Raw genomic sequence first — 12,930 nt, 5'->3', positions numbered from 1 at the left:
CCCGTCACCAAATCGGTTGTCCCTCGATGTCACTATGGGTGCATGGGGGAACCTCTGTTGCTCGCGCAGGCGATCGCCATCCCGACCGGAGTGGCGGTCCTTGCGTACCTGGTGGTCGGACTCGTCATCGGCGTCGAGAGCATGGGGGTGCCGCTGCCGGGTGAGACCACCCTGGTAGCGGCCGCACTGCTCGCCTCACAGCACCATCTGCGGATCGAGTTCGTGATCCTGGCGGCGGCCGCCGGTGCGATCATCGGCGACTCGATCGGGTACTTCGTCGGCCGCAAGGCCGGCCGCCGGCTGTTCGAACGACTCGGCCGCCGGTTCCACCACTTCTCCGAGGACCGGATCGTCCGCGCCGAGAAGTACTTCCACAAGTACGGCGTCTGGACGGTGTTCTTCGGCCGGTTCGTCGCGCTGCTGCGGATCTTCGCGGGCCCGATGGCCGGCATGCTGCGGATGCACTACCCGCGCTTCCTGGCCGCCAACGCCGCCGGCGGTATCGCCTGGTCCGCGACCATCGGCATCGTCGCCTACAAGATCGGTGACAACGCCGACAAGATCTTCGGCCGGGTGTCGCTGTGGGCGCTGGTCGGGATCGCGGTCGTCGTGGTCGCGTTCTACGTCGTCCACAAGGTCCGCAAGCGGAGCAAGCACACCGAAGTACCGGCGCCGACGCCGGCGGAGTCAGCGGACGTGTAGCTGCAGACCCGCCGTGGTGATGCCCTGCATCGGACGACCGAACATCATCGCGCCCGGGATCACGAACCGGTAGACGAAGTCGCCCGGCTGCCCGGCCTTGAACGCCAGTGCGGTCTGGCCCTGCCGCATCGCCATCGCCTTGAGGTTCGCCCAGGTGCGGGTCTGCCGGTTCCAGGCCTGCAGCATCACCGTCGTGTTCATGGCCGGCTTGACCGTCGCCGAGATCGTCACCATCGACCCGGCCTTCTTCGCCGTGTCCCCACCGGCGAACCCGGCCGACGCCACCCGGACAACACTCTTCGTGTACGCCGGTCTGCTCGTCGACGTCCCGGTGATCATGCCCGCCTTCGAGTACACCGGCACGGTGATCTTGTACGGCCGACTCCCACCGGTCGGTACGGCGATGTCGTAGTACCCACCGCCCGTCGTCGTACCGCGTGCCGCCGGGGTCCACCGGGCGCCCGGAGTGACCTGGGTCAGCACCACCACCGGCACGCCGGCCGGTGTCGCGCGCTGGCTCGTGCACGGGCTCTCGAGCTCGCAGCCGGCGGTCCGGAGGATGACGCGGCCGCGAACCCGGATCGGCACGCTGAACTGGGCCAGCGGCGGCACCGCGCCGCTGATCGAGCTGGTCAGACCGAGGACCTGTCCACCGATCTGCGTGCTCCACTCGTTCCCCGTGCGGAGCTGGAAGACGTACGGCGGCTTGATGCTCTTGATCACCTGCCGGTTCGACGTCGTCGCCGGGCCGATCACCTTCAGCATCTGGCCGGGCCGACCGATCATCGGCACGTACCGCTGCGTCTTCTTGCCCTTGATGTCGAGCGGATCGTTCGGGGTGAAGTCCTGGGGCGCGACCGGCACCGACCACCTGATCAGTACGCCGCGGCCCTGCGGAGCCACCGCGGCCGCGCTCGGCCGCACCGGCCCGTCGGTGTCGAACACCGGCGACTTGGTGAGCTTGCTGGTCACGCCGCCCTGCGACGTCCCGGTCGCCACCGCGACCTTGTAGTTCCCGTCCGGCGGGAACGCCGAGGTCGGGATCTCCCAGCGGTTCGGGTCACCGGCCGGGATGTACTTCACGTACGACGGGCTCTCGCTGAGCACACCCTCGATCGTGATCCGGTTCGGCTGGCCGGCGTCCTTCCAGGTCACCAGCACCGCCGCCCGGCCGTTGGGCGCCCAGGCGACCGCCACATCGGTCGGCGCCGGATCCGAGGCACACGCGGTCAGCAAGGTCGCACTGGCGACCACTGCCAGCGCCACGGCAAACACCCGCCGCACCCGTACCACCTCGTCTCAGGCTGCCTCACAACCGAACCTCGTGAACCATACCCAGTCAGGAGTACCGGATTCCCATCGCCGTTGCCGGATCGGTATCACGCTCCTACCGTGAGAGGAGCCACAGAGGGGGGAACCACGATGGCATTCATCGACACACCGAAAGAACCGGAGTTCTTCGAGGCGAACCGTGCGCCGGCCGGGCACGTGCCGAACTTCGTCCGGACGTTCGCGGCCCGACCTGCCGTGTACGACGCGTGGAAGCAGCTGAACGGCGCGATCAAGGAGTCCATGGACCTGCGCCGCTACGAGCTGGCCACGCTTGCCGCCGCGACCGCGTTGAAGTCGAGCTACTGCAGCCTCGCGCACGGACAGGTACTGGCCGACAAGTTCTACACCGCCGAAGAGGTAGCGGCGCTCGTCGACGAGCCGCCGAACAACCCGGTCGACCAGGCCGTGATGGCCTTCGCCCGGAAGGTCGCACTGGGAGCCGACACCGTCACCCAGGCGGACGTCGACGGACTGAAAGCGGTCGGTCTGACCGACGCCGACGTACTCGACGTCGCGCTGGCCGCCGCGGCGCGGGCGTTCTTCTCCAAGACCCTGGACGCCACCGGCACGCAGCCCGACTCGGCGTTCAACGACCTGCCCGAAACCCTCCGTACTGCGCTGATCGTCGGCCGGCCGATCTACTCGGGGTGATTGTCCGTCCCGCCGCCGAGGTGGAACTTCGTGCTGACGCCGTTGTACATCAGGTGTGTGATCAGGCCCTGTGAGGCGTGCGGCAGGTTGTGGCAGTGGTCCATCCAGATGCCCGGGTTGTTCGCGACGAAGGCCACCTCGTAGGACTCCTTGTCCTCGACGTTGAGGGAGTCCGTCCACCACGGGCTCCCGGTCGCCTTCACTCCGTTCCGGCTGAGTACGACGAGGTGGTGGCCGTGCAGGTGCATCGGATGGACCTGCCCCGAGGTGTTCTTGATCGTCATCCGGACGACATCGCCCTCGTCCACCACGAACATCGGCACGTCCGGGTACTGCTGCCCGTTGATCGTCCACCACCGCAGCCCGGGCTTGCCGTCGAAGAAGCCGATCCGCCGGCCGATGTCGTACCGGAACACCCGCGTCGCCTTCGACGGGTCGAAGCCGATCGCCTTCGGTGACCCGTACGTCAGCAGATCGACGCGGTCCGTCGGCTCGGTCCCGGTCGGCGCGTCGCCGTCCCCGATCACCAGCGTCGTCGGTCCACCGCCGAGCCCGATCCGCACCGGCTTGTCCGTACGGAGCTCCAGATCGACCCGCCCGCCGGCGGTCACGAGCACCTTCTTCCCGCTCACCTCGGTCGGCGCGTTCACGTCGGTCCCGTCGACCGCGACCACCTTGTACGACGCCCCGTCGACCCAGATCGACATCGGTCCGTTGTCGGTGTTGATCACCCGCACGCGAGCCGTCGGACCCGGTGCCTTTGCCCGGCGTTCGCCGTACTCGCCGTTGACCGTGCGGATCTTGTCGTACGTGTGCACGGCGGCGATCACGTCACCGGGTGCGGGCTGGACGATCAGTACGCCGTACAAGCCCTTCTGCACCTGCTCGTGCGCGATCTGGTGCGAGTGGTACCAGTATGTGCCGACGTCCTTCGCCACGAAGCGGTACACGTACGACTGCCCCGGCTGGACCGCGTCCTGCGTGACGCCCGCGACACCGTCCTCGGCGTTCGGTACGTCGACACCGTGCCAATGCAGGGTGACGCCGTCGGGCAGGTTGTCGTTGTGCAGCGTGACCTGGATCAGATCGCCTTGTTTTGCGACGATCCGGGGCCCGGGCGAGGTGTGGTTCAGCGTGTACCCGTCGAATGAACCTCGGCCGGGAATGTCGAAGTGCTCCTTGCGCGCGACCAGATCCACGGCGACATCGGGCTTCTGGTCGGGCGGCCCGGTGAGCTCGCTGACGTCGACCCCGTGGTGCTCATGCTCCGACGCCGGCCCGCCGCCGTAGTCGGCGTACCCCATCGACATCGGCGAGAGGTCGTTCGGGACCAGGCTCCGCGCCCAGAAGAACACGATCGGCGTCAATACGACGATTGTCGCGAGCAGCCCGACCAGCACCCGGCGAGGCGGCAGCCGCAACTTCACGGCCACCGCCTGTCAGTTGCCAAAGGCATCTAAGCGGTCGCCTCGGTGGACGGAGCCGCTGCCGTGGCCGGTGCACCGGCGGCTCGCCGGGCGGCCATACCTGCCACCGCCAGCAGCGCCAGCGCGTTGGCCCCGTGCAGCGCGCCGATCACCGGCGCGGCGAAGGCCGCGAAGGCGAACGCGATCTGCAGCGCGACCAGACCGAACACGTACAACGCCCATTTGACGCCGCCGTCGACCTTCGCGAAGAACGAGACGATCAGCAGCAGGATCGCGAGCAGTGGGATGATCATCGACCCGACGATCCCGTGCAGGCTGTGACCCCAGTTGCCGTCGTAGTTCTTGTCGATCACCAGACCGCCGTCGACATCCTTCAGTGCGGTGAACCAGGCGACCGCGATGGCCATCGCCTGAACCAGAACGCCGATCGAAATAAGACCTGCGAGTACCCGATACGTAGCTCTCATGGTTTCCCCCCAATATGGCTGTCCTCATGGTGATGCAGATCACCTCAAGGGCACAAGAGGGTAAAACCTCAGCCGTGGTTGCGGGCGTACGCCTGGTACAGACCGTGCAGCGTCAGCAACGGTTCGTCGCGGACCGGCGTCGTCAGCTGGTCGATCAGGAGCGGAGCCAGCGCGCCGGTGAGCACGACGGGACTCTCCGCGTTCAGAGACTGCTCGGTCCGGATCCGTGCGACCAGGCCGTCGACGAGTGCGGCGAAGCCGTTGATCGCACCGGATTGCAGGGCTTCGACGGTGTTCTTCGCGACCACCGACCGCGGCCGGACCAGCTCGACCCGGCGCAACTGCGCGGCCGCGTACCCGAGCGCGTCGGTCGCGGTTTCGATGCCTGGGGCAATCACTCCGCCGATGAAGGCGCCGGCCGGGTTGACCACGTCGATCGTGATCGCCGTGCCGACATCGACGATCAGGCAGGGCGCGCCGTACTTGTGCACCGCGGCGAGCGCGTTCGCGATCCGGTCCGTGCCGACCTCACGCGGGTTGTCGACGAGTACGGGCAGCCCGGTCTTCACGCCCGGCTCGACCACCACGCTCGGCACGTCCTGGTAGTACCGCGAGACGACGTCCCGCAGCTCGTGCAGCACATGCGGTACGGCGGAACACACGGCGATCCCGGACACCGGCGACTCACCGGCGAGCAGGCCCTGCAGCAGCACGGCCCATTCGTCCGCCGTACGCCGGGGGTCCGTACCGACCCACCAATGCCGCTTGACCGTGCCTTCGAACACCAGGCCGACCAGCGTCCTGGTGTTCTCGACGGCGACGGCCAGCAACATCAGCCCTCCCTGAGGTCCAGCGCGATGTCGAGCACCGGCGCCGAGTGCGTCAGCGCGCCGACCGCGAGGAAGTCGACCCCGGTCTCGGCAACCGCGCGGGCCTTGTCCAGGGTCAGTCCGCCGGAGGCCTCGAGCCGCGCCCGGCCGCCGACCTTCTCGACCGCTTCGCGTAGCTGCGGGACGTCCATGTTGTCGAGCAGGATCAGCTCGGCGCCGGACTCGACCGCGATCAGCGCGTCGTCGACCGAGTCGACCTCGACCTCGATCGAGATGTCCGGGTACGCCTTGCGCACGAGCCGGTACGCCTCCGCGACCCCGCCGGCGGCGATCACGTGGTTGTCCTTGATCAGCGCGGCGTCGGACAGGCCCATCCGATGGTTCTTGCCGCCACCGCAGCGGACGGCGTACTTCTCCAACGACCGCAGCAGCGGCATGGTCTTGCGGGTGTCGCGGATGACCGCACCGGTGCCCGCGACCGCGTCCACCCAGCGCCGGGTCAGCGTGGCGACACCGCTGAGGTGGCACAGCAGGTTCAGCGTGGTGCGTTCGGCGGTGAGCAGCTGCCGGGTCTTGCCGCGGACCGTCATCAGGACGGCACCGGCCTGCACGGACGCGCCGTCACGCACGGAGTGCTCGATCTCGAGCTCGTCCGGGGCGGCGACCAGTCGCAATACGAGCTCCGCGATCTCCAGACCGGCGACCACGCCGTCCGCGCGCGCGACCAGCTCGGCAACCGAGATCTGGTCCGGGTCGACGGTGGCCGTGGTGGTCACGTCAACACCCCCGGCCAGGTCCTCCTCGATGGTTGCCTGCACGAGGTCAACGACCCAATCCCGGTCGACTGTCTCATCCATGCCGGTGATTCTCCTCGGAAACGTGGGGAACGAACGTGGCCTGGGGCACAGCCCGCTCGGCCACGGCAGGCAGCGTCAGGTCCAGACTGCCGGACCAGTGCAGATCATCCCGATCCGGGTGGTCCTCGCGCCAGTGCGCGCCACGGCTTTCTTCCCGGGCGGTCGCGGCGGCCAGCAGCGCGGACGCCACGGTGACCAGGTTCGTCGCCTCCCATCCCGGCGTACCCGGCTCGTCGGCCGGCTGCTCGATCAGCTTGCCGATCGCCGCACCCGCCTCGGACAGACCGGTCGCGCTCCGGATCACGCCGGCGCCGACGGTCATCGCTCGCTGCAGCTCGGGTACGACGTCCGCGTCGACGAGGCCCGGCGTACGGACGTCGACGACCGGCTCACGCCGTTCGGGCAGACCGTTTGCGAGGTGCGCGGAGATCCGGCGGGCGAACACGAGCCCTTCGAGCAAGGAGTTGGAGGCGAGGCGGTTGGCGCCGTGTACGCCGGTGCAGGCCACCTCACCGCATGCGTACAGGCCGGGCACCGAGGTCTGACCGTTGAGGTCGGTCCACACGCCGCCGGACGAGTAGTGGCAGGCCGGTGCGACCGGGATCAGCTCACGCACCGGGTCGATACCGTGCGACCGGCAGGATGCCAGGATCGTCGGGAACCGCACCCGCCACTTCTCGTCGCCGAAGTGCCGGGCGTCCAGGTAGACGTGATCCTTGCCGGTGGCAATCATCTGGCGCATGATCGCCTTCGCCACGATGTCCCGCGGCGCGAGGTCGGCGAGCTCGTGCTGGCCCTGCATGAACCGTTTGCCGGTGTCGTCGACCAGGAACGCACCCTCGCCGCGAACGGCCTCAGATACCAACGGTTGCTGGCCTTTCGCGCTCTTGCCCAGCCAGAGCACGGTCGGATGGAACTGGATGAACTCCAGGTCCCGCACCTTCGCCCCGGCCCGCAACGCCAGCGCCATTCCGTCACCGGTCGACACGCTCGGGTTGGTCGTTGCCGCGTACAACTGTCCGAGACCGCCGGAGGCGAGGATCACGGCCCGGGCGCGGATCGCCCCGACGCCGTCCAGTTGGCCCTCACCCATCACGTGCAGCGTGACGCCGGCGACCCCGCCGTCCTCGGCGGTGAGCAGGTCGAGGACGAGGGCGTGCTCGATCAGCCGGATGTCCTTGGCCCGCTTGACCGCGGCGACCAGGGCTCGCTCGATCTCCGCGCCGGTCGCGTCGCCGCCGGCGTGCGCGATCCGGTTGCGGTGGTGCCCGCCTTCACGGCCGAGCGAGATCTCGCCGTCGGCCATGGTGTCGAAGCGTGCGCCGAGCTCGATCAGGTCGCGCACCGCGTCGGGGCCTTCGGTGACGAGCACCCGGACGGCCTCGGGGTCGCTGAGCCCGGCGCCTGCGACGAGCGTGTCCTGCAGATGTTCCTCGGGCGAGTCCTCCGGGTCGAGCGCGGCGGCAACGCCACCCTGCGCCCACTGCGTCGAGCCGGACGCGACAACGTCCTTGGTCACCACCAGCACGGTGCCCAGCTCACGCGCCTTCAGCGCAGCGGACAGCCCAGCAACGCCAGAACCGATCACCACCACGTCAACTGAGTCGGTCCAGCCGGGTTCAGGCGCGGCCAACCGTTGTGGGACTGCGGGTGCGGTCATTCCGGGACCGTATCAACGGATTTCATCGCAGGGTGATGGAAATGTTGTCAATGAGACGGGTCAGACCCACGCGGGCGGCGATCAGCATCCGGGCCTCGCCGGGGCCGATGACCGGGCCCAGATCGGGTGCGCGGAGGGCCAGATAGTCGATCTTCACCGATGGAACGGCCTCCAGCTCGGCCTGGGCCGCGGCCATGACCGCGTCCGGGCCGTTCATCCCGGCCTTCGCGCCGGCGCTCAGTGCGCGGTACAGCACCAGCGCCTCGTCACGCTCGGTCTCGCTCAGGTACCGGTTGCGTGAGGACATCGCGAGTCCGTCCGGCTCACGTACGGTCGGCACCGGCACGATGTCGACGTCCATGTCCAGGTCGCAGACCATCTCGCGGATCAGCGTGAGCTGCTGGTAGTCCTTCTCGCCGTACAGCGCGAGATCCGGCGCGGTCAGGTGCAGCAGCTTCGACACCACGGTGAGTACGCCGGAGAAGTGCCCGGGCCGGAACACCCCTTCGAGCTCGTCCGCCAACGGGCCCGGATGCACGGTGATCGACGGCTCGTTCGGGTACAGCTCGTCACGCGACGGGTTGAAGACCAGGTCGACACCTTCGTTCTTGGCGATCGCCAGGTCGCTGGCCAGCGTCCGCGGGTACCGGTCGAAGTCCTCCGACGGCCCGAACTGCAAGGGGTTCACGAAGATCGTCAGCACCACGCTGCCGTCCGGTCCGACCCGCTCGCGGGCCTCGGCCAGCAACGCCGCATGGCCTTCGTGCAGGGCCCCCATCGTCATCACAACCGCCCGGGGCCGGATCGCGGCCGCTGCTCGCAGTTCGGCCTTGGTCTGGGTGAGTCTCATCCCGGTGTCTCCCCTGTCCGATCCTGCCCTGGGACTCCTGCCCGGTGCCCGTCCAGCACCTCGATGAACCGGCGGCCCGTCTCCGCGTCCAGCCGCCCGTCCGCCACCACCATCTCCACCGTCGCGCGGGCCAGCTCGGCGTACGTCGTCGCCGTCCGGTCCCGCAGTCCCTGTAGTGCTGTCAGATGTGCTGCCACCGTGTCGACATCGCCGCGGGCGATCGGCCCGGTGAGCGCATGATGACCGGATCGCAGCGTGTTGTCGAGGGTTGCGGCCAGCAACGGCTGCAGTGTCGCCACCGGATCCGCCACGCCGGCCTCCCGCAGTACGGCGATCGCCTGGGAGACCAACGTGGTCAGGTGGTTCGCGCCGTGCACGAGACCGGCGTGGTACTTCGCCCGCTGCTCGTCGGCCACCCACTGGACCTGTGCGCCGAGCGACTTCACCAGCCGCTCCACAACCGAACGAGCTGCGTCCGGGGCGGTCGCGGTGAACATGACGTCGTCCAGCGGCACCAGGCCGCCCGGAAAGGTCATCGAGGGATGCAGCGCGACCGGTGTCGCAGCCAGTCCCTTGAACGGGCTCAACCCGTGCGCGCCGGACAGGTGCACGACGTACTGCGCACTCGTCAACGGCAGCGTCTGCGCCACGTCATGGATCAGATCGTCCGGTACTGCGACCAGTACGACGTCAGCGAGTGCCGTGACCGCATCGGCGGGCAGCACCGGTACTGCGGGCAGAAGGTGGGCAGCGCGGTCCCGGGACGCGTCCGAACGCGCGGTGACTCCCACCAACCGATGTCCGGCTGCCGCCAAGGCTGCTCCCACGGCGGTCCCGGCCCGGCCGGCTCCGATCAAGCCGATCCGTTCCATCACTCACTCTCTTCTCGTTCCAGTCCCACGGCGGGGTACCAGACGATCTACTTGTCAGGGTAGGTGATGAGAGCATGTGCGGGTGAGTGATGCGTGGGCAGAGCGGAGTGGATTGACCGCGATTCTGATCACAGTTCCCGAGTTGGCGGCGTACACGGACCGCTGGCGTGCGGTGTCCCGGTCGAGTGCGCGGCCACAGGTGCCGTTGACCGAGCTGATCCCACCGCATGTGACCGTGCTGGTCCCGTGGGTCGCGGAGCCCACTGACGCCGACGTCGCTCGGCTACGGTCTGCTGTCTCGTCCGTGCAGCCGTTTGAACTCAGCTTCCCGACAGCCGGTCAGTTTCCGAACGGCACGGCCTGGTTGAAGCCGGAGCCGTTCGACACCGTGCGCTCTCTGCTCCAGAGCGTGTTCGCGGCTTTCCCGGAGTGCCCGCCGTACGGCGGTGAGTTCCCGGACGCGCAGCCGCACCTGACCATCTCGTCGTCCACGGAGGGCGGTCCGGCCGTGGTCGCCGAGGCGCAGGCCGCTCTGGCCGCGACGCCGGCCCCGACAGTGCAGCTGACCGAGCTGGGGTTGTGGCGTGAGGACGCGGACGGGGCGTGGCACCAGTTCGGCGCCGTACCGCTCGGATGACCTTCCGAGACGCCTGGCAGCAGGCGCTGTACGGCGTCGACGGCTTCTACCGCCGTCAACGCCCGTCCGAGCACTTCCGTACGTCGGTGCACGCGTCCCCGCTCTTCGGTCAGGCCATCGCCCGCCTCGCGCACCTTCTCGAGCTGTCTACGGTCGTCGACATCGGCGCCGGGTCAGGCGAGCTGGGCAAAGTGCTACGCGCCGAGGGGCTGTCCGTCCTGGATGTCGAGCTGGACGACGAACTCCCCGACCGTCTGACCGGGCTGGTGATCGCGAACGAGTGGCTCGACAACATCCCGTGCGAGATCGTCGAGTGGGACGACGAAGGCGTGCCGCACTATCTGTCGGCCGACCTGACTCCGGGTGATGTTGTCGAGGGCAACGATCTCGACTGGCTGCGGGAGTGGCGGCCCGGCGAGCCCGGTGACCGCGCCGAGGTCGGCATCACCCGCGACACCGCCTGGCAGGACGTGGTCCGGCGGTTGACCGACGACAGCGTCGCGATCGCCATCGACTACGGCCACGTCCGCGACAGCAGGCCGCCGTACGGAACCCTGACCGGCTTCCGCAACGGCCGCGAGTGTGACCCGACACCGGACGGCACCTGTGACATCACCGCACACGTAGCCCTGGACTCCCTCGGCGGCACGATCCTCAGCCAGCGTGACGCGCTGAAAGCCCTGGGCGTCAGCGCAACCAGACCACCCCTCCACCTCGCGCAGACGGAGCCGATGCGCTACCTGTCCGAGCTGTCCTCGGCCGGTGAAGCCGCCGAGCTGCTCGAATCCACCGGCCTTGGCGGGTTCGGCTGGGTCTGGACCGCGAGAGGCGCCGACACCGTACGCCGTGCCTCGCGCGCCCTGTCCGCCTGAGCCTGCACGAGCGCCGCGGCCTCGGCCTGGTCGCGGTGCAAGGCAATGGCATCGGTCGGGCCGAGCGGGGTGTCCACATGCACATTGGCCAGCCCCAGCCGCCGCTGCAGCGGTCCCTGCTCCATCCGTACCGACTGCGTCTTGTGGTGCAGCACGATCGACGTACGGCGGCTCACCCAGCCCCGCGTGGTGACCATCACCTGATCGTCGACGCCGTACGACAGATAGCGCCAGCCGATTGGCCGGAGGCGCTTGGCCCGCTCTGGTGCCATGTGCATCTGGATGCCGGCCAGGTCGAACCCAGGCAGCACCTGGGAGAGCACATAGGCGACCTCGCTGCGCTCACCGACCGGTAGCAGCTGGGCGCCCTCGCGCTCGTTGTCCCCGTCCTCCTTCTGACCAGCCACACCGGCGATGTCCAGCTCGACCCGGGACCAGCCGATCAGCCGCCAGATCAGCGGCTCGGTGATCAGCAGACCCTGCACCCGGCCCGGCGGGATCGTCTGCCGCTGTACGTCGAACAGCCCGCGCTTGGTCCGCAGTCCGTGGCGGGTCTCGGACAGCGTGAACCCGTGGTTGCCGACGACCTGCTTCCAGATCGGCTGCACCACACCGAGCAGCAGCGGCAGACCGGCGAACAGACCGATGTGGAAGTTCAGCACCATCGTCGCGACGATCAACCAGATCAGTGCGCCGGCACTACCGACGACGGTGGACGACAGCAGGGTCGCACCGAGCAGGCGGCTGGTCGGAACCGTCAGCAGCGGCGGAGCCTCGGCCTCGGCCTGCTGCTCGCTCTCCTGCTGCTCGGCGGCCTGCTGGCCCTTCGCGCGGACCAGCAGCGTCGTACGGAGGTTCTGCGCCTCGTCGTACCTGAAGTAGCTCAGCTTGCCGTCGCTTTTACCTCCACCGGCCACATCCATCCGCAGCTCGGCCATACCGAACAGCCGGGCCACGAACGGCTGCGCGACGTCGATCGCCTGGATCCGGTCGAACCGGATGATCCTGGTACGCCGGAACAGGAACCCGCTGTCCACCCGGATCGCATCGCCGGTCAGCTGCCACTTGGTGAACCACCAGGACAATGTGCCGAGCAGGATGCCGCCGACGAGTACGGCGGCCAGTCCGATGCCGGCGAACGTCAGGTTCTGCCGCAGGCCCTCGTTGTTGACCAGAGCGACGGCGGCAACGACGAAGTACCCCCAGCCTTTGACGAACGGGGTCAGGGGGTGCAGCCGCTGCCCCACCAGCTCGGGAGTCTGTGTGGTCACAGGCCCCACGCCTGCGCCTGGCCGAGGGCCGACAGCCGGTCACGCAGCCGGCCGGCCTCATCCGGGTGCAGCCCCGGGATCTTGGCGTCGGTGGCCGGCGTGGCGGTGTGCAGCTCGACCGTGGCCATCCCGTACGCGCGCTCCAGCGGCCCGGCCGTCACGTCGACGAACTGCATCCGGCCGTACGGTACGACGACCAGCTCGCGGAACATGATCCCGTGACTGACCAGCAGCTCGTCCTCGCGCTCGGCGTACTTCCAGGACCGCTGGTTGCGGCCGATCAGGATCCACGCCCAGCCCAGTACCAGCGCGATCACGACCACCGCGAGGACGCCGTACAGCCAGCCGAGCGTCAGTCCGAGCACGAGCAGGGCCACGATCGCGGCCAGCCCAGCCACGATCGACGCGTTCAGCCGGCGCAGCGTGGCCAGCTTGGGCGACACCGGCGTCCAGCTGACATCCGAGGGTGCGAAGAGGTCATCCACGTACCCAGCCTGTCACG

Annotated in this window: 13 protein-coding genes and 1 pseudogene; 4 read left to right on the top strand and 10 right to left on the bottom strand. The window is 68.7% G+C overall.

The window, feature by feature from the left end; all coding sequences use genetic code 11:
- The first annotated feature begins 42 nt into the window (after positions 1-42).
- Complete coding sequence (locus tag ACFWUU_RS18590) at positions 43-702, top strand: DedA family protein (RefSeq protein ID WP_380177042.1); 660 nt, start codon at positions 43-45, stop codon at positions 700-702.
- On the opposite strand, the gene ACFWUU_RS18585 is transcribed toward ACFWUU_RS18590, so the two are convergent.
- Positions 688-1,986, bottom strand: coding sequence for a hypothetical protein (locus tag ACFWUU_RS18585; protein WP_380177041.1), 1,299 nt, complete (start codon positions 1,984-1,986; stop codon positions 688-690). The genes ACFWUU_RS18590 and ACFWUU_RS18585 overlap by 15 nt on opposite strands.
- Positions 1,987-2,124: 138 nt before the next feature.
- Between ACFWUU_RS18585 and ACFWUU_RS18580 the strand changes: the two genes are divergently transcribed.
- Positions 2,125-2,685: a carboxymuconolactone decarboxylase family protein gene (locus tag ACFWUU_RS18580; RefSeq protein WP_380177040.1), complete on the top strand. Its 561-nt coding sequence runs from the start codon at positions 2,125-2,127 to the stop codon at positions 2,683-2,685.
- Here ACFWUU_RS18580 and ACFWUU_RS18575 read toward each other — a convergent pair.
- The 7 genes from ACFWUU_RS18575 to ACFWUU_RS18545 form a co-directional block, all read right to left on the bottom strand.
- Positions 2,673-4,112, bottom strand: coding sequence for a multicopper oxidase family protein (locus tag ACFWUU_RS18575; RefSeq protein WP_380177039.1), 1,440 nt, complete (start codon positions 4,110-4,112; stop codon positions 2,673-2,675). The two genes, ACFWUU_RS18580 and ACFWUU_RS18575, sit on opposite strands and share 13 nt — an antisense overlap.
- 29 nt (positions 4,113-4,141) lie before the next feature.
- Positions 4,142-4,579 (bottom strand): hypothetical protein, encoded by a 438-nt coding sequence (locus ACFWUU_RS18570; protein WP_137256485.1) that lies wholly within the window; start codon positions 4,577-4,579, stop codon positions 4,142-4,144.
- A gap of 68 nt (positions 4,580-4,647) precedes the next feature.
- Positions 4,648-5,412, bottom strand: a complete 765-nt coding sequence (locus ACFWUU_RS18565) for a type III pantothenate kinase (protein WP_137256484.1) — start codon at positions 5,410-5,412, stop codon at positions 4,648-4,650.
- A complete protein-coding gene (nadC, locus tag ACFWUU_RS18560) occupies positions 5,412-6,266 on the bottom strand; it encodes a carboxylating nicotinate-nucleotide diphosphorylase (protein WP_380177038.1) in 855 nt (284 codons plus the stop codon). Before nadC ends, ACFWUU_RS18565 begins: the two co-directional genes overlap by 1 nt.
- Complete coding sequence (locus tag ACFWUU_RS18555; RefSeq protein WP_380177037.1) at positions 6,259-7,926, bottom strand: L-aspartate oxidase; 1,668 nt, start codon at positions 7,924-7,926, stop codon at positions 6,259-6,261. The genes nadC and ACFWUU_RS18555 overlap by 8 nt, the downstream gene beginning before the upstream one ends.
- A 22-nt stretch (positions 7,927-7,948) precedes the next feature.
- Entirely contained in the window at positions 7,949-8,776 is an 828-nt protein-coding gene (gene panC / locus ACFWUU_RS18550) for a pantoate--beta-alanine ligase (protein ID WP_137256481.1), read from the bottom strand.
- Complete coding sequence (locus ACFWUU_RS18545) at positions 8,773-9,648, bottom strand: Rossmann-like and DUF2520 domain-containing protein (protein WP_380177036.1); 876 nt, start codon at positions 9,646-9,648, stop codon at positions 8,773-8,775. Before ACFWUU_RS18545 ends, panC begins: the two co-directional genes overlap by 4 nt.
- Before the next feature lie 82 nt (positions 9,649-9,730).
- Here ACFWUU_RS18545 and ACFWUU_RS18540 point away from each other — a divergent pair, with 82 nt between their 5' ends.
- Complete coding sequence (locus ACFWUU_RS18540; RefSeq protein ID WP_380177035.1) at positions 9,731-10,285, top strand: 2'-5' RNA ligase family protein; 555 nt, start codon at positions 9,731-9,733, stop codon at positions 10,283-10,285.
- Positions 10,282-10,917: pseudogene (locus tag ACFWUU_RS18535) on the top strand (SAM-dependent methyltransferase); the annotation flags it as partial. The gene ACFWUU_RS18540 and the pseudogene ACFWUU_RS18535, both read left to right, overlap by 4 nt.
- A 104-nt stretch (positions 10,918-11,021) precedes the next feature.
- On the opposite strand, the gene ACFWUU_RS18530 reads toward ACFWUU_RS18535, so the two are convergent.
- Positions 11,022-12,428, bottom strand: a complete 1,407-nt coding sequence (locus tag ACFWUU_RS18530) for a PH domain-containing protein (protein ID WP_380177034.1) — start codon at positions 12,426-12,428, stop codon at positions 11,022-11,024.
- Positions 12,425-12,913: a PH domain-containing protein gene (locus ACFWUU_RS18525; protein WP_137256477.1), complete on the bottom strand. Its 489-nt coding sequence runs from the start codon at positions 12,911-12,913 to the stop codon at positions 12,425-12,427. The genes ACFWUU_RS18530 and ACFWUU_RS18525 overlap by 4 nt, the downstream gene beginning before the upstream one ends.
- Positions 12,914-12,930: the final 17 nt, after the last annotated feature.

It is taken from the genome of Kribbella sp. NPDC058693, assembly GCF_042715335.1.
Classification (GTDB): Bacteria; Actinomycetota; Actinomycetes; order Propionibacteriales; family Kribbellaceae; genus Kribbella; species Kribbella jiaozuonensis.
The sequence above is the reverse complement of the archived record's forward strand: the minus strand, read 5'-3'. Positions and strand labels throughout refer to the sequence as shown.